At 68.4% G+C, this 20,783-nt stretch carries 19 protein-coding genes; 16 read left to right on the plus strand and 3 right to left on the minus strand.

What is annotated here, in order from left to right; all coding sequences use genetic code 11:
* Nucleotides 1–3 precede the first annotated feature (3 nt).
* From sdhA to gltA, 4 genes are read left to right on the plus strand one after another with little or no spacing between them, the layout of a single operon-like run.
* Nucleotides 4–1,779 (plus strand): succinate dehydrogenase flavoprotein subunit, encoded by a 1,776-nt coding sequence (gene sdhA / locus WS91_RS14060; RefSeq protein ID WP_059576296.1) that lies wholly within the window; start codon nt 4–6, stop codon nt 1,777–1,779.
* 21 nt (nt 1,780–1,800) lie between these two features.
* Complete coding sequence (locus WS91_RS14065) at nt 1,801–2,502, plus strand: succinate dehydrogenase iron-sulfur subunit (protein ID WP_038743513.1); 702 nt, start codon at nt 1,801–1,803, stop codon at nt 2,500–2,502.
* A 1-nt stretch (nt 2,503) separates the two neighbouring features.
* Nucleotides 2,504–2,776, plus strand: coding sequence for an FAD assembly factor SdhE (locus WS91_RS14070; protein ID WP_004528990.1), 273 nt, complete (start codon nt 2,504–2,506; stop codon nt 2,774–2,776).
* A 52-nt stretch (nt 2,777–2,828) separates the two neighbouring features.
* Nucleotides 2,829–4,130: a citrate synthase gene (gene gltA, locus WS91_RS14075; RefSeq protein ID WP_038743515.1), complete on the plus strand. Its 1,302-nt coding sequence runs from the start codon at nt 2,829–2,831 to the stop codon at nt 4,128–4,130.
* 91 nt (nt 4,131–4,221) lie between these two features.
* Here gltA and WS91_RS14080 read toward each other — a convergent pair whose 3' ends face one another.
* Nucleotides 4,222–5,193: a helix-turn-helix domain-containing protein gene (locus tag WS91_RS14080; RefSeq protein WP_059670448.1), complete on the minus strand. Its 972-nt coding sequence runs from the start codon at nt 5,191–5,193 to the stop codon at nt 4,222–4,224.
* 75 nt (nt 5,194–5,268) lie between these two features.
* Between WS91_RS14080 and WS91_RS14085 the strand changes: the two genes are divergently transcribed.
* The 3 genes from WS91_RS14085 (at nt 5,269) to WS91_RS14095 (ending at nt 7,735) form a co-directional block, all read left to right on the plus strand.
* Complete coding sequence (locus tag WS91_RS14085) at nt 5,269–5,658, plus strand: VOC family protein (RefSeq protein ID WP_038743521.1); 390 nt, start codon at nt 5,269–5,271, stop codon at nt 5,656–5,658.
* 295 nt (nt 5,659–5,953) lie between these two features.
* Nucleotides 5,954–6,196 (plus strand): hypothetical protein, encoded by a 243-nt coding sequence (locus WS91_RS35845; protein WP_059576488.1) that lies wholly within the window; start codon nt 5,954–5,956, stop codon nt 6,194–6,196.
* Between the two features lie 294 nt (nt 6,197–6,490).
* A complete protein-coding gene (locus WS91_RS14095; RefSeq protein ID WP_059670449.1) occupies nt 6,491–7,735 on the plus strand; it encodes a DUF1479 domain-containing protein in 1,245 nt (414 codons plus the stop codon).
* Between the two features lie 120 nt (nt 7,736–7,855).
* Here WS91_RS14095 and mdeB read toward each other — a convergent pair whose 3' ends face one another.
* Complete coding sequence (gene mdeB, locus WS91_RS14100) at nt 7,856–10,579, minus strand: alpha-ketoglutarate dehydrogenase (RefSeq protein WP_059576286.1); 2,724 nt, start codon at nt 10,577–10,579, stop codon at nt 7,856–7,858.
* A gap of 161 nt (nt 10,580–10,740) precedes the next feature.
* On the opposite strand from mdeB, the gene WS91_RS14105 reads away from it, so the two are divergent.
* From WS91_RS14105 to leuB, 5 genes are all read left to right on the plus strand, one after another.
* Entirely contained in the window at nt 10,741–11,268 is a 528-nt protein-coding gene (locus tag WS91_RS14105) for an Lrp/AsnC family transcriptional regulator (RefSeq protein WP_059642276.1), read from the plus strand.
* Nucleotides 11,269–11,471: 203 nt separating this feature from the next.
* A complete protein-coding gene (gene leuC / locus WS91_RS14110; RefSeq protein WP_059576282.1) occupies nt 11,472–12,881 on the plus strand; it encodes a 3-isopropylmalate dehydratase large subunit in 1,410 nt (469 codons plus the stop codon).
* On the plus strand, nt 12,878–13,027 hold the full coding sequence (locus WS91_RS14115) for an entericidin A/B family lipoprotein (protein ID WP_198170049.1): 150 nt from the start codon (nt 12,878–12,880) through the stop codon (nt 13,025–13,027). Before leuC ends, WS91_RS14115 begins: the two co-directional genes overlap by 4 nt.
* Nucleotides 13,028–13,104: 77 nt before the next feature.
* On the plus strand, nt 13,105–13,755 hold the full coding sequence (gene leuD, locus WS91_RS14120) for a 3-isopropylmalate dehydratase small subunit (RefSeq protein ID WP_038743535.1): 651 nt from the start codon (nt 13,105–13,107) through the stop codon (nt 13,753–13,755).
* A 91-nt stretch (nt 13,756–13,846) separates the two neighbouring features.
* Nucleotides 13,847–14,914 (plus strand): 3-isopropylmalate dehydrogenase, encoded by a 1,068-nt coding sequence (gene leuB, locus WS91_RS14125; protein ID WP_059576279.1) that lies wholly within the window; start codon nt 13,847–13,849, stop codon nt 14,912–14,914.
* A gap of 171 nt (nt 14,915–15,085) precedes the next feature.
* Here leuB and WS91_RS14130 read toward each other — a convergent pair whose 3' ends face one another.
* Complete coding sequence (locus WS91_RS14130) at nt 15,086–15,244, minus strand: hypothetical protein (protein ID WP_038743539.1); 159 nt, start codon at nt 15,242–15,244, stop codon at nt 15,086–15,088.
* Here WS91_RS14130 and asd point away from each other — a divergent pair.
* From asd to WS91_RS14150, 4 genes are all read left to right on the plus strand, one after another.
* A complete protein-coding gene (gene asd, locus WS91_RS14135) occupies nt 15,243–16,364 on the plus strand; it encodes an aspartate-semialdehyde dehydrogenase (RefSeq protein WP_038743541.1) in 1,122 nt (373 codons plus the stop codon). The genes WS91_RS14130 and asd overlap by 2 nt on opposite strands.
* A 135-nt stretch (nt 16,365–16,499) precedes the next feature.
* Nucleotides 16,500–19,178 (plus strand): FimV/HubP family polar landmark protein, encoded by a 2,679-nt coding sequence (locus WS91_RS14140; protein WP_059670450.1) that lies wholly within the window; start codon nt 16,500–16,502, stop codon nt 19,176–19,178.
* Entirely contained in the window at nt 19,178–19,990 is an 813-nt protein-coding gene (gene truA / locus WS91_RS14145) for a tRNA pseudouridine(38-40) synthase TruA (RefSeq protein ID WP_059576273.1), read from the plus strand. Before WS91_RS14140 ends, truA begins: the two co-directional genes overlap by 1 nt.
* Entirely contained in the window at nt 19,987–20,718 is a 732-nt protein-coding gene (locus tag WS91_RS14150; protein WP_038743547.1) for a phosphoribosylanthranilate isomerase, read from the plus strand. The genes truA and WS91_RS14150 overlap by 4 nt, the downstream gene beginning before the upstream one ends.
* The last annotated feature ends 65 nt before the right edge of the window (nt 20,719–20,783 follow it).

Below are 20,783 nucleotides of genomic sequence, written 5' to 3' on the forward strand. Positions count from 1 at the left end.
AGAATGGCTGCAATCAAAACTTCCCTGCCGCGTCGCAAGTTCGACGTGGTGATCGTCGGCGCGGGCGGCTCGGGGATGCGCGCGTCGCTGCAACTGTCGCGCGCGGGCCTCTCCGTCTGCGTGTTGTCGAAAGTGTTCCCGACCCGTTCGCACACGGTCGCCGCGCAAGGCGGGATCGGCGCGTCGCTCGGCAACATGAGCGAAGACAACTGGCACTACCACTTCTACGACACGATCAAGGGCTCCGACTGGCTCGGCGACCAGGACGCGATCGAATTCATGTGTCGCGAAGCGCCGAACGTCGTGTACGAGCTCGAGCACTTCGGCATGCCGTTCGACCGTAACGCCGACGGCACGATCTATCAGCGTCCGTTCGGCGGCCACACCGCGAACTACGGCGAGAAGCCGGTGCAGCGCGCGTGCGCGGCGGCCGACCGCACCGGCCACGCGCTGCTGCACACGCTGTATCAGCAGAACGTCGCGGCGAAGACGCAGTTCTTCGTCGAATGGATGGCGCTCGACCTGATTCGCGACGCGGACGGCGACGTGCTCGGCGTGACGGCCCTCGAAATGGAAACGGGCGACGTCTACATCCTCGAAGGCAAGACCACGTTGTTCGCCACGGGCGGCGCGGGCCGGATCTTCGCGGCGTCGACCAACGCGTTCATCAACACGGGCGACGGCCTCGGCATGGCCGCGCGTTCGGGCATCGCGCTGCAGGACATGGAATTCTGGCAATTCCACCCGACCGGCGTGGCCGGCGCGGGCGTGCTGATCACCGAAGGCGTGCGCGGCGAAGGCGGCATCCTGCGCAACGCGAACGGCGAGCGCTTCATGGAGCGCTATGCGCCGACGCTGAAGGATCTGGCGCCGCGCGATTTCGTGTCGCGCTCGATGGACCAGGAAATCAAGGAAGGCCGCGGCGTCGGCCCGAACAAGGATCACGTGCTGCTCGACCTGTCGCACATCGGCGCCGAGACGATCATGAAGCGTCTGCCGTCGATCCGCGAGATCGCGCTGAAGTTCGCGAACGTCGACTGCATCAAGGAACCGATTCCGGTCGTCCCGACGATCCACTACCAGATGGGCGGCATTCCGACCAACATTCACGGCCAGGTCGTCGGCACGTCGCGCGACCACAAGGAGCCGGTCAACGGCTTCTACGCGGTGGGCGAATGCTCGTGCGTGTCCGTGCACGGCGCGAACCGTCTCGGCACGAACTCGCTGCTCGACCTCGTGGTGTTCGGCCGCGCGGCCGGCAACCACATCGTCGAGCACGTGAAGAACCAGAAGGAGCACAAGCCGCTGCCCGCGGACGCCGCCGAATTCTCGCTGTCGCGCCTCGCGAAGCTCGAGAAGTCGACGTCGGGCGAGTACACGCAGGACATCGCGAACGACATCCGCGCGACGATGCAGAAGCACGCCGGCGTGTTCCGCACGTCCGCGCTGCTCGAGGAAGGCGTCGAGCAGATGGCGGGCCTGACGGAGCGCGCCGCCAACGTCCACCTGAAGGACAAGTCGAAGGTGTTCAACACCGCGCGTGTCGAAGCGCTCGAGCTCGCGAACCTGATCGAGGTCGCGCGCGCGACGATGGTGTCGGCGGAAGCGCGCAAGGAAAGCCGCGGCGCGCACGCGCACAGCGACTACGAGCACCGCGACGACGAGAACTGGCTGCGCCACACGCTCTGGTACAGCGAAGGCGATCGCCTCGACTACAAGCCCGTCCAAATGAAGCCGCTGACGGTCGAGTCCGTGCCGCCGAAGGCGCGTACGTTCTAAGCCAGCGCAAAGGAATCTGAAATGGCCAAACGCATTTTCGAAATCTACCGCTACGATCCGGACAAGGACGCCGCGCCGCGCATGCAGTCGTACGAGCTGGAGATCCAGCACGAGCGGATGCTGCTCGACGCGCTCGTCAAGCTGAAGTCGGTCGACGAGACGCTGTCGTTCCGCCGCTCGTGCCGCGAAGGCGTGTGCGGATCGGACGCGATGAACATCAACGGCAAGAACGGCCTCGCGTGCCTGACGAACCTGAACGACCTGCCGCAGAAGATCGTGCTGCGTCCGTTGCCGGGCCTGCCCGTCGTGCGCGACCTGATCTGCGACTTCACGCAGTTCTTCAACCAGTACCATTCGATCCGTCCGTACCTGATCAACGACGAGCCGCCGCCCGAGAAGGAGCGTCTGCAGTCGCCGGAAGAGCGCGACGAGCTCGACGGCCTGTACGAGTGCATTCTGTGCGCGAGCTGCTCGACGTCGTGCCCGAGCTTCTGGTGGAATCCGGACAAGTTCGTCGGCCCGGCGGGCCTCTTGCAGGCGTATCGCTTCATCGCGGACAGCCGCGATCGCGCGACGGGCGAGCGCCTCGACAACCTCGACGATCCGTACCGTCTGTTCCGCTGCCATACGATCATGAACTGCGTCGACGTGTGCCCGAAGGGCCTGAACCCGACGAAGGCGATCGGCAAGATCAAGGAATTGATGGTGCGCCGCGCGGTCTGACATGAGCGAATCGTCGCATCAATCCGACCCGCATCGCCGCGCGCGGCTTCGCTGGCGCGCGCGGCGCGGTCTGCTGGAGAACGATCTGATTTTCGAGCGTTTCTTTGCCAGACACGAGCACGACCTCAGCGACGCAGACGTGAGCGCACTGTCGCGCCTGCTGGATCTAAGCGACAACGACCTGATGGACTTGCTGCTCGCGCGCAAGGAACCAGAAGGCGACCTTGCCGGCCCGGACATGTCCAGGCTGCTGGAGATGCTGCGCAGCGTTTGAGAGCGTTGTGCCCGTTATCGAATCCGTTTCTATTTTCGATTGAGGATGTGTCATGACCCCGTCTGATGTTAAAGCCACGCTATCGTTCAGCGATAATTCGCCGAGCGTCGAACTGCCGATCTACAAGGGGACGATGGGCCCGGACGTGATCGATATCCGCAAGCTGTACGGCCAGACCGGCAAGTTCACGTATGACCCGGGCTTCATGTCGACGGCGTCGTGCAACTCGGCGATCACGTACATCGACGGCGACAAGGGCGAGCTGCTGTATCGCGGCTACCCGATCGACAATCTCGCCGAGAACGCGGACTTCCTCGAATCCTGCTATCTGCTGCTGAAGGGCGAGCTGCCGAACGAGGCGCAGAAGAAGGAGTTCGTCGCCACCGTCACGAAGCACACGATGGTGCACGAGCAGATGCAGTTCTTCTTCCGCGGCTTCCGCCGCGACGCGCACCCGATGGCGATCCTCGTCGCCGCGGTCGGCGCGCTGTCCGCGTTCTACCACGACTCGCTCGACATCAACGATCCGCGCCACCGTGAAGTGTCGGCGATCCGCATGATCGCGAAGCTGCCGACGCTCGTCGCGATGGCGTACAAGTACAGCATCGGCCAGCCGTTCGTGTATCCGCAGAACAATCTGTCGTACAGCGCGAACTTCATGCGCATGATGTTCGCGAACCCGTGCGAGGAATACCAGGTCAACGACGTGCTCGTGCGCGCGCTCGACCGCATCCTGATCCTGCACGCCGACCACGAGCAGAACGCGTCGACGTCGACGGTCCGTCTCGCGGGCTCGTCGGGCGCGAACCCGTTCGCGTGTATCGCGGCCGGCATCGCGTGTCTGTGGGGCCCGGCGCACGGCGGCGCGAACGAAGCCGCGCTCAACATGCTCGAGCAGATCGGCACGCCGGACAACATTCCCGAGTTCATCAAGCAGGTGAAGGACAAGAACTCGGGCGTGAAGCTGATGGGCTTCGGCCACCGCGTGTACAAGAACTACGATCCGCGCGCGAAGCTGATGCGCGAAACGTGCTACGAAGTGCTGAACGAGCTGGGCCTGCACGACGACCCGCTGTTCAAGCTCGCGATGCAGCTCGAGAAGATCGCGCTGGAAGACGAATACTTCGTGTCGCGCAAGCTGTACCCGAACGTCGACTTCTACTCGGGCATCGTCCAGCGCGCGCTGGGCATCCCGACTTCGATGTTCACCTGCATCTTCGCGATGGCGCGTACGGTGGGCTGGATCGCGCAGTGGAACGAGATGATCGCCGATCCCGAGCAGAAGATCGGCCGTCCGCGGCAGCTGTTCATCGGCGAAACGCCGCGTACGGCGAAGCCGATCGGTCAGCGCTGATCGACGGCTTGCGCGGCGTGCGTGGCGTGCGGCTAGCCCGCCGCGCACCACGCTGCATCGAACACCCCGACGGTTCGCCCGTCGGGGTGTTTTATTTTCGGCGACGCGTTTTGCCGCTAGACGAGCCGCGCTCGAGCGAAGGCGGGCGCACGTCGATGCTTGCGTCGCGCGCGGGCGCTTCGTCGGGCGTGCGGCCGGGCCCGGCGAGGAACTGCCGGTAGGCGCGCGGCGTCATCCGGCGCGCGGCGAGAAACTGGCGGTTGAAGTTCGCGAGATTCGCGTAGCCGGAGCGTGTCGCGACGAGCGACACGGGCCAGCCGGTCGACGCGAGCAACCGCGCCGCGTGCGCGAGCCGCAGCCGCTGCAGATAGCGGCCGATGCTTTCGCCGACGTGTTGCGCGAAGCGCCGCTGCAGCGAGCGCTCGGACAGGTGCGCGACCGCCGCGAGCTCGGCGACGCGCAGCGGCTCGTGAAAGCGGCGGTCGAGCAGATCGAGCACGCGGTCGAGCCGCTCGGCTTCGGGCGCGAGCGCCGCGTCGTCGGCGGCGCGGTAGGCGGCGGCGGTCGCGAGCGGCGTCGCCGGCGCGTCGGCGAGCAAAGCGAGCACGTCGAGCGCGGCCGCGAGCCGCACGCGCGGCGCGCGATCGACGAGCGCGGGCAGCCGCGCGCGCACCTCGGCCGTGGCGTCGGGCCCGAACGCGAGCCCGGGCGCGGCCCGGCGCAGCAGCGTGCGCAGGCCGGCGAATTCGGGGCAGCAGGCGGCGACGCGCTGCGCCCAGTCGCCGTCGAACCACACGACGAGCGCGACGAGCGGCGCATCCGGATCGATACGCTCGTCCGACGCCCACGTATGCGGCAGGTTCGGCGGCACGAGCACGAGGTCGTCGCCCGCGTAATCGGCGGCATGATCGCCGACGAAGCGCTTGCCGCGGCTGTTCAGCGTGAGCGTCAGCTCGTATTCGGGGTGGTGATGCCATTCGTACGGAATCTGCGCGAGCCGGCGCCGAAAGACGCGGACCGAGCAGCCGTCGGGGATCGCGACCCGTTCGTAGCGCGGCTTCACGCAGGCCTCCGTCCGCTCGCGCGGCGCGCGCGCGTGGCATCATCGCCGAATCTCGACGACACGGGAGGCACGCGAATGTTTTCACATGTCTGCATGGGCGTAACCGATATCGAACGCGCTTTCGCGTTCTATGAGCCGTTGATGGACGCGCTGCGGCTCGAGCTCAAGTTTCGCGATCCGCACGGCTGGACGGGTTGGAAGCCCGTCGATGCGCCGCGTCCGCTGTTCCTGATCGGCCGGCCGTTCGACGGCGCGCCGCCCGCGCCCGGCAACGGCCAGATGACCGCGTTCCTCGCGGCCGACCGCGCGACAGTGGACCGCGTGTACGCGCTCGCGCTGCAGGCGGGCGGCGCGAGCGAAGGCGCGCCCGGCTTGCGGCCTCATTACCATCCGAACTACTACGGCGCGTACTTTCGCGATCTCGACGGCAACAAGCTGTGCGTATGCTGCCACGAGCCGGAGTAAGTGTGCGCGCCGCCGAACGGCGGCGGGAACGCGAGCACGTGTTCGCAAGATCTTTCGACGGCCGCCGCGCGCGCGGCGACGGCGCTCGCATGCGCGGGAGAGCGGCCGTCGCCGCGCGCGGCAAAATGGCAAACGGCGCCGTGCGCACGCGTCTAGAATGGCGACATTACATTTTTCTTGCGGGGTACGGCATATGCGCGCAATGGGGCTTGTGGCGGCGTTGGCCTGTTCACTGTCGATCGAGGGCGCGGCCGCCGGCGTTGCCGAGGACAACGTGCTGAGGGCCGCGCGTGCGATGCCTGAGCGATCGGCGGCGGCCGACTGCCGGCAATGGGCGCAGCCCGTCCCCGTCCATGCGCAGGACGGCGCGTCGTCAGGCTGGGTGCGCGCGCTCGTCGCGATGGCCGCCTACAACGCCGCGGCGGCGTCGAGCACGCCCCGTTCGCGCGAGACGGCCCGATCGCTGTGCGACGAGCATCGCGCGGCGATGTTCTCGAGCGAACACTACATGTTCGCGCCGCCGACGATGGCGCGCTGATCGCGCGGCGCGATTTCTCCACGCGAGCGGCGGCGGACAAGCCGCCCGCGGTCCACCGGGTGCGTTCGTCGCGACGGCGCGAGTCGTGCCGTCGCGCACGCGTCGCCGCTTCCACGCCCGCGCCGAGCTGCGCGGCCGTCACGTGGGCCTTCGCCGGACGCCTGTCCGGGCGATTGGCGTCATCGTATCGATAGTCGGCGCGATTGCATCGCTTCGAGCGGATCGGGCGATCTACGCTGAATGGGCGCGTCAAAGCACGCCGCACCATCCAGAACCCGATCCAGGAGACACCCGATGCCGTTCCCTATCGACGACCTCCCGGCGGCGATCCGCACGACGAAAGCGGTGCTGCGCGCCGCGCTGCCGAACCGCGCTCGGGTGTTTCGCGAGCTCGAAGGCGAAATCGCGCGGCAGGCCGACGCGATCCTGACCGATCGCGCGCAAGGCCGTGACACGATCGCCGTGCTGCGCTTCGCCGACATTGCCGCCGGCCGCGTCGATCCGGCGTCGCTAGCCGCGTTGAGAACGCGCGGCGCGTGCGTGATTCGCGGCGTGTTCGACGAACGGCGGGCGAGCGACTGGAACGACGAGATCGCCGCGTACGTCGAGTCGAACCGGCTCGACGACAAGCTCGCGCATCGCGCCGAGGACCGCTATTTCGGCACGCTCGCGTCGAGCAAGCCGCAGATCTACGGCATCTACTGGTCGAAGCCGCAGATCGCCGCGCGCCAGTCGCCCGAGCTGACGCAGGCGCGCGTGTTCCTGAACCGTCTGTGGCGCGCGCAGAGCGAAGGGCGCGTGCATTTCGATCCGGCGCGCGTGCCGGCCTACGCGGACCGCATCCGCCGGCGGCCGCCGGGCTCGTCGTCGCTCGGGCTGTCGCCGCACGTCGACGGCGGCTCCGTCGAGCGCTGGCTCGGGACGAATTTCCGGCGCGTCTATCGGCACGTGCTCGCGGGCGACTGGCGCGCGTACGATCCGTTCGACGCGGCGTTCCGGCCGGACGTCGAGGAGATTCCGTCGCCCGCCGTCTGCTCGATGTTCCGCACGTTTCAGGGCTGGACCGCGCTGACGCCGCAAGGGCCGGGCGACGGCACGCTGCAGTTGATCCCGATCGCGAACGCGATGGCCTACGTCGTGCTGCGCGCGCTGCAGGACGACGTGCCGGACGACGACCTGTGCGGCGCGCAGCCGGGCCGCGCGCTGTCGGTGCTGCCGGCGTGGCATGCGCCGCTGCTCGCCGCGCTCGTGCCGATTCCGCAGATGCAGCCGGGCGACGCGGTGTTCTGGCACGGCGACGTCGTGCACGCGGTCGAGGACGCGCATCGCGGGACGGGCTACAGCAACGTGATGTACATCGCGTCGGCGCCCGGCTGCGCGAAGAACGACGCGTATCTGAAGCGGCAGTTGCCGAGCTTCCTGCGCGGCGAGAGCCCGCCGGATTTTCCGGCCGATCACTTCGAGACCGATTTCGCCGGGCGTGCCCAGGCGGGCGATTTGACCGAGCTGGGGCGCGAGCAGATGGGGTTCGGCTCGTGAATCGCGGCGGCGGGGGGCGCGCCGCCGATTCGTGCCGTCGCGCCGACGCGTCGCCGCCGCCGCGTCCGTCGTCCGTTTGTCGTCGAGATGCGCCGGCCCGCACGCGCCTCGCCGGCACCGTCACCGTTCCCACGGCGGCGTGCGCGACGCGTCCTGCTTGCCGTACCGCGCGATCGCATCGCGCACGACGGCGCGCGTCGCAATCCCGTCGTCGGCGAGCGCGTGCAGCGCGGCGATCACGATCGACGCGCGATCGACCTCGAAGAACGCGCGCAGCGCCTGGCGCGTGTCGCTGCGGCCGAAGCCGTCGGTGCCGAGCGTCACGTAGCGGCGCGGCACGTACGCGCGGATCAGCTCGGGCAGCGCGCGCGCATAGTCGGTCGCGGCGATCACGGGCCCTTGCGTCGCGGCGAGCGCCGACGTGACGTAGGGCGTCGCGGGTTCGTGCGCTTCGTCGGCGTCGAAGAGGCGCTGCGCGCGCTCGGCCGCGATGCCGTCGCGCTGCAGCTCGGTGAAGCTCGTCACGCTCCAGACGGCCGCGTCGATTTGCCAGTCGTCGCGCAACATGCGCGCGGCCGCCAGCACCTCGCCGAGGATCGCGCCCGAGCCGAGCAACTGCACGCGCGCGGCGGGCAGCGCCGCCGCGTCGAGCGGGTACATGCCCTTGAGAACGCCGTCGCGCACCGCGTCGGCGCGCGCCGCGGGCAGCGACGGCTGCGCATAGTTCTCGTTCGTGACGGTCAGGTAGTAGAACGTGTCGCGCTGCCGCTCGACCATCTCGCGCATCCCTTCGTCGACGATCACCGCGACTTCGTACGCGAACGCCGGGTCCCACGCGCGGCAGTTCGGCACCGTCGACGCGGCGAGATGGCTCGTGCCGTCCTGGTGCTGGAGCCCTTCGCCGCCGAGCGTCGTCTTGCCGGACGTCGCGCCGATCAGGAAGCCGCGCGCGCGCTGGTCGGCGGCGGCCCAGATCAGGTCGCCGATCCGCTGGAAGCCGAACATCGAGTAATAGATGTAGAACGGCAGCATCGGCAGGTCGTGCACGCTGTACGACGTCGCGGCGGCGATCCACGACGACATCGCGCCCGCCTCCGAAATCCCTTCCTCGAGGATCTGTCCGCGCGTGTCCTCGCGGTAGTAGAGCATCGAGCCGAGGTCTTCCGGCTCGTAGCGCTGGCCGAGCGGCGAGTAGATGCCGACCTGCCGGAACAGGTTCGCCATCCCGAACGTTCGCGCCTCGTCGGCCACGACGGGCACGATGCGAGGCCCGAGCGCCGCGTCCTTCAGCAGGCCGCCCAGCATCCGCACGATCGCCATCGTCGTCGACATCTCGCGGCCGTCGGCGTCGAGCGCGAATTGCCCCCAGGAAGGCAACGACGGCACGGTCATGGCCGTCGCCGCCGCCGCCCGCCTTCTGGGCAGGCAGCCTCCCAGGGCAGCCCGGCGCGCATGCAGATATCGCATCTCCGGGCTGTCTTGCGCGGGCTTGTAGAACCGGAGCTGCTCGACGTCGTCGTCGGACAGCGGCAGCCGGAAACGGTCGCGGAACGCGAGCAGGTGCTCGACGTCGAGCTTCTTCTGCTGATGAGTGGTCATCCGGCCCTGGCCGATCGCGCCCATGCCGAAGCCCTTCATCGTCTTCGCGAGGATCACGGTCGGCCGGCCCTCGTGCCGCAGCGCGCTGTCGTATGCGGCGTACAGCTTGCGCGCGTCATGGCCGCCGCGGCGCAGCCGGTCGATGTCCTCGTCGCGCAGATGCGCGACGAGCGAAGCAAGCGCGTCGTCCTGGCCGAAGAAGCGTGCGCGGTTGTATGCGCCGTCGTTCGCGGAGAAGGTCTGGAACTGGCCGTCGACGGTCTGCGCGAACGCGCGCGCGAGCGCGCCCGTCGCGTCGCGCGCGAAGAGCGCGTCCCAGTCCGAGCCCCACAGCACCTTGATCACGTTCCATCCGGCGCCCGCGAACTGCGATTCGAGCTCGTCGACGATGCGGCCGTTGCCGCGCACCGGGCCGTCGAGCCGCTGCAGGTTGCAGTTGATCACGAACACGAGATTGTCGAGCCCCTCGCGCGCGGCGAGCGACAGCGCGCCGATCGATTCGGGCTCGTCCATCTCGCCGTCGCCGAAGAAGCCCCACACCTTGCGGCCGTCGGTGCGCAGGAGGCCGCGGTTTTGCAGATAGCGCATGAAGCGCGCCTGATAGATCGCGTTGATCGGGCCGATGCCCATCGAGCCCGTCGGGAACTGCCAGAAGTCGGGCATCAGCCACGGATGCGGATACGAGCACAGGCCCGGCCCGGAGATCTCGCGCCGGTAGTGCTCGAGCTGCGACTCGCTCAGGAAGCCTTCGAGGAACGCGCGCGCATAGACGCCCGGCGACGAATGCGGCTGGAAGTAGACGAGATCGCCGCCCGACGCGCCGCCCGCGGCGCGAAAGAAGTGGTTGAAACCGACCTCGAACAGATCGGCCGCCGACGCGTAGCTCGCGATGTGCCCGCCGAGTTCGCCGTATGCGCGGTTCGCGCGGACCACCATCGCGAGCGCGTTCCAGCGCAGCACCGCCGCGAGGCGCGCTTCGAGCTCCAGGTCGCCCGGATACGGCGGCTGCGCGTCGAGCGGGATCGTGTTCACGTACGGCGTCGCGTTCGCGTGCGGCGCGGCGAGCCGGCGGCGCGCCGCGTGCTCGGCGAGCTGCGCGAGCAGGAACTGCGCGCGCTCGGCGCCCGCATGCTCGACGACGCCGTCGAGCGCGTCGAGCCATTCGGCGGTTTCCTGCGGATCGGTGTCGTCGTGGCGGCGCGCGGCCGTGCTGACCGGGCGAATACCGTTCGATAAGTCGTTCATGCGGGGCTCCGGGCGGGGCGGAAACTGGGAAGCGACAACGGCAGCAACAGCCGTCAAGGTTATCCACCGCGCCGCAGAATGTGCATCTCTTTTGGCTCGAATTTTGGTTTCGTGTAACGTGGTAATTCCTGAAAAATCGTCGTTTTCAGAAGATTTGCACTATGAGCGCTCCTTCCCGCCGGCTGGACCGGATCGACATCGGCATCCTCAACCAACTGCAGCAGAACGCGCGGATCACGAACGCCGAGCTCGCGCGCGCGGTGAATCTGTCGCCGACGCCGTGCTTCAACCGCGTCCGCGCGCTCGAGAAGCTCGGCCTCATCAAGCAACAGGTGACGCTGCTGAATCCGGAGCCGCTCGGGCTGCGGATCAACGTGTTCATCCAGGTGAGCCTCGAAAAGCAGGTCGAGGACGCGCTGCGCCGCTTCGAAGAAGCGATCGACAAGCGGCCCGAGGTGATGGAGTGCTATCTGATGTCGGGCGACGCCGATTACCTGCTGCGCGTCGTCGTGCCGAGCATGAAGAGCCTCGAGCGGTTCATCCTCGATCAGTTGACGACGATCCCCGGCGTGTCGAACATCCGGTCGAGCTTCGCGCTCAAGCAAGTCCGCTACCGGACCGCGCTGCCGCTGCCCGCGGGCGGGCTCACGCTCGCGGGCGGCGACGACGAATCGAACGAATGGGTGTGAGCGACGCCGCTCGCGCGTGCGTCTGCGGCGCTGCGCGCGCATCCGAATATTGCCGGGTAATCCTGATACCCGTATCGGCTGTACCACTCAACTCACTGTTTTTTATAGGTTTTTTCGTTTGCCTGGTATAAAAATGCGCGCGTCGCGTGGCATAATCGAGCGCATCGAACGCTTGTTCGCCGTTATAACGACCCCGCATACCCATGGCACAGACTCTCTACGACAAATTGTGGAATTCGCACGTCGTCCACACCGAAGAGGACGGCACCGCATTGCTCTACATCGATCGCCAGTTGCTGCACGAAGTCACGAGCCCGCAGGCGTTCGAGGGGCTGAAGCTCGCGCAGCGCCCGGTGTGGCGAATCAGCGCGAATCTCGCGGTGTCCGATCACAACGTGCCGACGACGGACCGCAGCCACGGCATCGCCGATCCGGTGTCGAAGCTGCAGGTCGACACGCTCGACGCGAACTGCGACGCGTTCGGCATCACCCAGTTCAAGATGAACGACGTGCGCCAGGGCATCGTGCACATCATCGGCCCGGAGCAGGGCGCGACGCTGCCGGGCATGACGATCGTGTGCGGCGATTCGCACACGTCGACGCACGGCGCGTTCGGCGCGCTCGCGCACGGCATCGGCACGTCGGAAGTCGAGCATGTGCTCGCGACGCAGACGCTGCTGCAGAAAAAGAGCAAGAACATGCTCGTGAAGGTCGAGGGCCAGTTGCCGCGCGGCTGCACCGCGAAGGACATCGTGCTCGCGATCATCGGCAGGATCGGCACCGCGGGCGGCACCGGCTACGCGATCGAATTCGGCGGCTCGACGATCCGCGCGCTGTCGATGGAAGGCCGGATGACGGTCTGCAACATGGCGATCGAAGCGGGCGCGCGCGCCGGCATGGTCGCCGTCGACGACACGACGGTCGAGTACCTGAAGGGCCGCCCGTTCGTGCCGACGGGCGCGGAATGGGATCAAGCCGTCGAGTACTGGCGCCAGTTCACGTCCGACGAAGGCGCGCAGTTCGACCGCGTCGTCGAGCTGAACGCGGCCGAGATCGTGCCGCAGGTCACGTGGGGCACGTCGCCGGAGATGGTCACGTCGATCGACGGCCGCGTGCCCGATCCCGAGCGTGAAAAGGACCCGGTCAAGCGCGACGCGATGGAGCGCGCGCTCGCGTACATGGCGCTCACGCCGGACACGCCGATCGAGGCGATCAAGGTCGACAAGATCTTCATCGGCTCGTGCACGAACGCGCGCATCGAGGACATCCGCGCGGCCGCGTACGTGGTGAAGAAGCTGAATCGCCGCGTCGCGTCGAACGTGCGGCTCGCGATGGTCGTGCCGGGCTCGGGCCTCGTGAAGGCGCAGGCCGAGCGCGAAGGGCTCGACAAGGTGTTCACGGAAGCCGGCTTCGAATGGCGCGAGCCGGGCTGCTCGATGTGCCTCGCGATGAACGCCGACCGGCTCGAGCCGGGCGAGCGCTGCGCGTCGACGTCGAACCGCAACTTCGAAGGCCGGCAGGGCCAGGGCGGCCGCACGCACCTCGTCAGCCCGGCGATGGCGGCGGCGGCGGCGATCGAAGGCCACTTCGTCGACATTCGCAAGCTGGGGTGAGCATGAAGGCTTCGATCTTCCGGCGCGTCGCCGCCTTGCTCGCGCTGACGGGCTTCGTGCTCGGCCTTGCCGGCTGCAACACGGTCGCGGGCATGGGAGAGGACATCAACGCCGCCGGCCGCGCGATCAAGCGCGCGGCGGACTGACGGCGCGCGCGAGCGCGCCGACTCGGGATTCGATTTCGCCGGCCCGCGCGGCCGGCCTCCAATCTGGTTGACGGATCATGGAAAAATTCAATGTGCATACCGGCGTCGTGGCGCCGCTCGATCGCGAGAACGTTGACACCGACGCGATCATTCCGAAGCAGTTCCTGAAGTCGATCAAGCGCACGGGCTTCGGCCCGAACGCGTTCGACGAGTGGCGCTATCTCGATCACGGCGAGCCCGGCCAGGACAACTCGAAGCGGCCGCTCAATCCGGATTTCGTGCTGAACCAGCCGCGCTACCAGGGCGCGTCGATCCTGCTCGCGCGCAAGAACTTCGGCTGCGGCAGCTCGCGCGAGCACGCGCCGTGGGCGCTGCAGCAGTACGGCTTTCGCGCGATCGTCGCGCCGAGCTTCGCCGACATCTTCTTCAACAACTGCTACAAGAACGGCCTGCTGCCGATCGTGCTGAGCGAGCAGCAGGTCGACCATCTGTTCAACGAGACGTACGCGTTCAACGGCTATCAGCTGACGATCGATCTGCAGGCGCAGGTCGTGCGCGCGCCGGACGGCCGCGAGTATCCGTTCGAGATCACCGCGTTCCGCAAGTACTGCCTCGTGAACGGCTTCGACGACATCGGGCTCACGCTTCGCCACGCGGACAAGATCCGCCAGTTCGAAGCCGAGCGGCTCGCGAAGCAGCCGTGGCTCAACAACCGGCTGATCGGCTGACGTTCTTCGTTTCTCGCGCGAGCGCGCGGCCGGGCACGGCGGCGCGCTCGCTTCGCCCGAAACCAATCCTCCATCTAGTCAGGAATTTCGCATGAAGATTGCAGTGCTGCCCGGCGACGGCATCGGTCCGGAAATCGTCAACGAAGCGGTGAAGGTGCTGAACGCGCTCGACGAGAAATTCGAGCTCGAAACCGCGCCCGTCGGCGGCGCCGGCTACGAGGCGAGCGGCCATCCGCTGCCGGATGCGACGCTGAAGCTGGCGAAGGAAGCGGACGCGATCCTGTTCGGCTCGGTCGGCGACTGGAAATACGACTCGCTCGAGCGCGCGCTGCGCCCCGAGCAGGCGATCCTCGGGCTGCGCAAGCATCTCGAGCTGTTCGCGAACTTCCGGCCGGCGATCTGCTATCCGCAGCTCGTCGACGCGTCGCCGCTCAAGCCCGAGCTGGTCGCGGGCCTCGACATCCTGATCGTGCGCGAGCTGAACGGCGACATCTACTTCGGCCAGCCGCGCGGCGTGCGCGCGGCGCCGGACGGCCCGTTCGCCGGCGCGCGCGAGGGCTTCGACACGATGCGCTATTCGGAGCCGGAAGTGCGCCGCATCGCGCACGTCGCGTTCCAGGCCGCGCGCAAGCGGCAGAAGAAGCTGCTGTCGGTCGACAAGTCGAACGTGCTGGAGACGTCGCAGTTCTGGCGCGACGTGATGATCGACGTATCGAAGGAATACGCGGACGTCGAGCTGTCGCACATGTACGTCGACAACGCGGCGATGCAGCTCGCGAAGGCGCCGAAGCAGTTCGACGTGATCGTGACGGGCAACATGTTCGGCGACATCCTGTCGGACGAGGCGTCGATGCTGACGGGCTCGATCGGCATGCTGCCGTCGGCGTCGCTCGACAAGAACAACAAGGGCTTGTACGAGCCGTCGCACGGCTCCGCGCCGGACATCGCGGGCAAGGGCGTCGCGAACCCGCTCGCGACGATCCTGTCGGCCGCGATGCTGCTGCGCTATTCGCTGAACCGCGCCGAGCAGGCGGACCGGATCGAGCGTGCGGTCAGGAAGGTGCTCGAGGCGGGTTACCGGACGGGCGACATCGCGACGCCGGGCTGCAACAAGGTCGGCACGGCGACGATGGGCGACGCGGTCGTCGCGGCGCTGTAAGCGCCGCGAGCGCGCCGCGCGTTCGACGCGGCGCGTCGTCGCAACAAGGACGGGCGGCTCCGAAAACGGGGTCCGTCCGGTTTTAGCGGCCGTTGTGCGGCCACCGAGGTTTGTGTAGACTCGAACGATGGCGACTTCCCTGATCTCCCCGGTCTCGAAACTCCACGGCAATCAAGCCCGTGCGGGTGCGCGCGCCATCGTCATCGGCAAAATCATCATCACGAAAACGATCACGAAAATCTGATCGTCGTCCGTCGTGCCCGCCTGTTTCCCCGCGCGGTCGCGCCGGGGGCGGAAAAGGCGGGGAAGCTCCAGCAAAGGGTTAGTCATGAACGTAGGTCTCGTAGGTTGGCGCGGCATGGTCGGCAGCGTGCTGATGCAGCGCATGCAGGAAGAAGGCGATTTCGATCTGATCGAGCCGGTGTTTTTCAGCACCAGCAACGCGGGCGGCAAGGCGCCGTCGTTCGCGAAAAACGAGACCACGCTCAAGGATGCGACGAGCATCGACGACCTGAAGAAGTGCGACGTCGTCATCACGTGCCAGGGCGGCGACTACACGAACGACGTGTTCCCGAAGCTGCGCGCGGCCGGCTGGAACGGCTACTGGATCGACGCGGCGTCGTCGCTGCGGATGAAGGACGACGCGGTGATCATCCTCGATCCGGTGAACCTGAACGTGATCAAGGACGCGCTCGTCAACGGCACGAAGAACTTCATCGGCGGCAACTGCACGGTCAGCCTGATGCTGATGGCGCTGGGCGGCTTGTTCCGCGAGAACCTCGTCGACTGGATGACGGCGATGACGTACCAGGCCGCGTCGGGCGCGGGCGCGCAGAACATGCGCGAGCTGCTCGCGCAGATGGGCACGCTGAACGGCGCGGTTGCGGCGCAGCTCGCCGATCCGGCGTCGGCGATCCTCGACATCGATCGCCGCGTGCTCGCCGCGATGACGAGCGACGCGATGCCGACGAGCCAGTTCGGCGTGCCGCTCGCGGGCTCGCTGATTCCGTGGATCGACAAGGATCTCGGCAACGGGATGTCGAAGGAAGAATGGAAGGGCGGCGCGGAAACGAACAAGATCCTCGGCAAGCCGGCGATGGGCGAGCCGGGCTCGATTCCGGTCGACGGCCTGTGCGTGCGGATCGGCGCGATGCGCTGCCACTCGCAGGCGCTCACGATCAAGCTGAACAAGGACGTGCCGCTCGACGAGATCAACGGCATCCTCGCGTCGGCGAACGACTGGGTGAAGGTCGTGCCGAACGAGCGCGAAGCGTCGATGCGCGATCTGTCGCCGGCGAAGGTGACGGGCACGCTGTCGGTGCCGGTCGGCCGCCTGCGCAAGCTCGCGATGGGTGGCGAATACCTGTCGGCATTTACCGTCGGCGATCAATTGTTGTGGGGTGCGGCCGAGCCGCTGCGCCGGATGCTGCGCATTCTGCTCGACAAGTAAAGTAAACTACGCGATTACGACGCGTACACAACCCGAAAGCGTCGCGTTTCACGCGACGCTTTTTTTATTTGCGGTCCGATTTTGTCTTATTCCAAACGCGAACCCAGGCCGCGTAACGCCGCGGCGACCAAGCCGATGACGCTTCGATTCCTTTCTTCGACGACGATCTCCGATGGCCTGCCGAGCGCGCGACGCGCCGTCGCGGTCGCCATCCTCGCGCTCGCCGGCGCGACGGCTGCGCACGCGGCGCCCGATGCGGCGAGCGCCGCCGCGGGCGACCAGGCCGCGCCGCTCACGATCACCGTGCGACCCGGCCAGTCGCTCAACGACATTGCTGTCGCCGTCACGCAGTCGCACGATCCCGCCGTGCTGGCCCGCGCGGGCCGCGCGCTCTTCGACGCGAATCCGCAGGCGTTCATGAAGCGCGATCCGAGCCGCTTGAAGATCGGCGCGCAATTGACGGTGCCCGCGCTCGACGCGACGGGCGCGGCGGCCGGCGTGGCCGCAAGCGGCGCGGCGGCGGGCGGCGCGCTCGCGTCGGCGGCGCTCGCGGCGTCGCATGCGGCCGCGTCGGCCGGGTCGGCCGCAGCGGCCTCGCATCCGGTGGCGACGTCGGCGGCGTCGCACGTCGCCGCGGCAAGCGGCGCAACGTCATTGGCGGCGTTGGCGGCTTCCGGCGCAGCCGGTTCCGCGTCGACCGTGAACGGCGAGTCGGCGCCCGGCGCGGCGTCGGCGCATGCTTCGTCCGCGGCCGCTCAGGCAGCGGCGCCCGCCGCTTCGTCCGGTGTCGCCAGCGCGCACGTCTGGAGCGGCTCGATCCAGCAAGCGCCGGCGGGGGCGAACGGCGCGTCGGTGGCGGGCGCGGAGGCGCTGCTCGCTCCCGGCGCCGCAAATCAGATGCCTTCGGGCTCGGCAACGCAGGCCGCGACGGGCGCATCGCAAGCGCGGCCGTCGAGCCTGCAGCAATTGCTCGCGTTGAAGAATCGCGTCCTGATGGAGTTGCAGAAGCACGGGATCGGCAAGCCCGCCGCGAACCTTGCTCCGCCGCCGGCGCCCGCCGCCGGAAGCGCGCAGAAATCGCAGGCTGGTGCCGAGGCTGGGGCGGCGACGTCCGCGGTGGCCGGCTCCGAAACCGCAGGCTCCGAAACGGCGGGCTCAGAGGCCGCGGTCGGATCTGCCGCTGGACCGGCGACGAACGCCGCTTCCGCGCCGGCCGTGACGTCGCCCGCGAGCGTATCGCCGCGCGCGACGGCGCCGCAGGCGCCGTTCAACATGGGCGCCGCGATCGCGGTGGGCGCGGCCGTCGTCGCGCTGATCGCGGGCTTCGCGCTGCGCCGGCGCAAGAAGGGGCCGTCCGCTGACGCGATCGAGCCGGGCGCGTTCACGCCGGCCCCGGCGCTCGATCCGGATGCGGTCGCGGCCATTGCCGGCGCGCCGGCCGAACCCGAAGCGGCGGAAAAGACGCACGAAGCGGGCGAACAGGGCGCGAACGCGGCTGCTCGGCACGCATTGCCGATCGTGCCGTCCGTCGAAACCGACAAGGCGTCGGCGAAGGGCGAATCGATGTCGTCGTCGGCGGCCGGCCCGGACCTCGAGCCGGCTCGCGAGCCGCATGCGCGAGCAGCCGAGCCGTTGACGCTGAAGATGCCGCAGGCGGACGAGCGTGGCAGCGCGCCGTTCGCGGCCAAATCGGCGGCCGAATCGGCGGCCGAGGCGGGCGTCCCGCCGACCGGCGCGAAGCCGGCGCCGTACGCATGGCGACAGGCGTTCCCGCGCGACGCGATCGCCGCGCTCGACAGCCTCGATATGCCGCTGCCGCCGCGCGAGTCGGCGCCTGACGACATCGGCCAAGAAGTGCAATCGCAACCTGTCGAACCGGCGGGTTCGAATGCCTCCCAGGATGCAACTAACGGTCAAGCCGACGCGCATCGGCCGATTGGCGCGGAAGCGCCGCGTGAAGCGGGAGCGCTTGGCGAAGCAAAGCCGGTGGCGGATCGGAATGAGGGCGAACCGTTCGACGATGAAATGCATGCGGCCCGCCCATGGGTTGCCGAGCCGCTGCATGCCACGCCGCCGGGCGGAATCGAGCCTGCCGAAACGGTAGCGCGGGCGGCTGAGTCGTCGGCGATCGAACCGCTGGGCGAAGCCGCGCGGGGGCAGGATGCGCGATCGACCGAGCCGCGATCGTTCGCGACGGAAGCGGGCTCGACGCATTCCGCCGGTCAGCAGGCGGCTCGCGCCGAAGCGACGGAGCCGCAAGCGCCGACGCTGATCGGAGCGGCGCCGGATGTGCACGAGCGGGCGCACGAGCAGGCGCACGCGCAGCGGCAGGCCGGCGCCGTGCCGCAGCAAGCCGCCGTGCCGCACGAGGCCGCCGTGCCGAGCATCGAACTGCCGAACGCGCCGTTGACCGCACATGTCGAGCCGCCGCCGGCGGCTGCGCAGCCCGGCGCAGCGTCCGCTGCACCCGCGCCGGTGCCGGCGTCGTCGAGCAGCGAACCGGCCCGCGAGCCGGCCGCGCCATCGCAGTCCCCGTCCCCGAACTTGCCGCCGCTCGGCGTCGCGCAATTCGGCGCGCTGAACCTCGACTTCGATCTGGAACTGCCGGCTGGCCCGAGCGCGTCGCTGCCGGCATTCACGCCCGAGGCGCTCGCGAAGATCGCGCGCAACAAGCTCGAGCTCGCGTCCGAATACGTCGAGCTCGGCGATCTTGCCGGCGCGCGCACGCTGTTGCACGAGGTGATCGAAGCCGGTCACGCCGACACGCGCGACGAAGCGCGCGTGATGCTCGCCAAGCTCGCCGATCTGTCGTGATGAGAATCGCACTCGGCATTCAATACGACGGCGCGGCGTTCTGCGGCTGGCAGTCGCAGCCGCACGGCAAGACTGTCCAGGACGTGCTCGAGCGGGCGCTCGCCGAATTCGCGCAGACCTCGCTGCACACGACGGTCGCGGGCCGCACCGATACCGGCGTGCACGGCCTCGGCCAGGTCGTCCATTTCGACACGGAGCTCGATCGCGCGGATTTCTCGTGGGTGCGCGGCACGAACGCGTTCCTGCCGCCGACGGTCGCCGTGCAATGGGCGAAGCCGATGCCGGACACGTTCCACGCGCGCTTCGCGGCGTTCGAGCGCACCTATTACTATGCGCTGTACGTGCATCCGGTGCGCTCGCCGATGCTCGCCGCACGCGCGGGCTGGGTCCACATGCCGCTCGACGTCGATGCGATGCGCGAAGCCGCCGAGCACCTCGTCGGCGAGCACGATTTCTCGGCGTTCCGTTCGTCGGAGTGCCAGGCGAAGTCGCCCGTCAAGCATCTGTACCAGATCGGCATCCGCCCCGACGGCGATTTCATCCATTTCCGCTTCCGCGCGAACGCGTTCCTGCACCACATGGTGCGCAACCTGATGGGCTGCCTCGTCGCGGTGGGGCGCGGCCGCTATCCGGCGTCGTGGCTCGCGCAAGTGCTCGAAAGCCGGGACCGCGACTGCGCGGCGCCGACCTTCATGCCCGAAGGGCTCTATCTCGCGCACGTCGGCTATCCGGCCGAATTCGCGGTGCCGCCCGCGCAGCTCGGCAGCGTGCCGTGGAGCAGCGTGTGGGCCGATCTGGACGGACGACCATGATGACCGACAAGACGAAGACAATGGACGATACGCTCGCCGCGGGTGCGCGCGACGACGTGCTTGCCGCCGCGCCGCCGCCGCGCACGCGGATCAAGCTCTGCGGGCTGTCGAAGCCCGGCGACGTCGATTGGGCGGCCGAGCTGGGCGCCGACGCGATCGGCCTCGTGTTCTACCCGAAAAGTCCGCGCGCCGTGACGATCGACCAGGCGGCCGCGCTTGCCGCGCGCGTGCCGCCGTTCGTGTCGGTCGTCGGATTGTTCGTCAATTCGACCGAGGACGAGATCGCGCGCGTCGCGAACGAAGTGCCGCTCACGCTGCTGCAATTCCACGGCGACGAGACGCCCGCGCAATGCGCGTCGCTCGCCGCCGCGGCGCGCCTGCCGTGGCTGCGCGCGCTGCGCGTGGGCGTGGCGGCCAGGCCGGCCGATTTGGTAGAATCGGCTCTTCACTATTCGGCAGCACGCGGCTTGTTGTTCGACACCCTCGTCGAGCACTACGGCGGCAGCGGCAAGGTCTTCGATTGGTCACTTATCCCAGCAGAGCTCGCGCGTCGGGCCGTTTTGAGTGGTGGGTTGAACGCGCAAAACGTCGGTGATGCGATCCGTCAGGTGCGCCCGTTCGCGGTCGATGTCTCGAGCGGCATCGAAACGCCGGGCGCGAAGGGCGTGAAGGATCGCGCCCGCATGGCGGCGTTCGTGCGCGCGGTGCGCGACGCGGACGCCGGGTGATGCCAGCCCGCGCGGCGGGCGCCGGAAACGAGAACCGGCGCGCCGCGCGGTCGAACCGAGAGTGA

This window comes from Burkholderia sp. MSMB1498 (genome assembly GCF_001526245.1).
GTDB classification, from domain to species: domain Bacteria; phylum Pseudomonadota; class Gammaproteobacteria; order Burkholderiales; family Burkholderiaceae; genus Burkholderia; species Burkholderia savannae.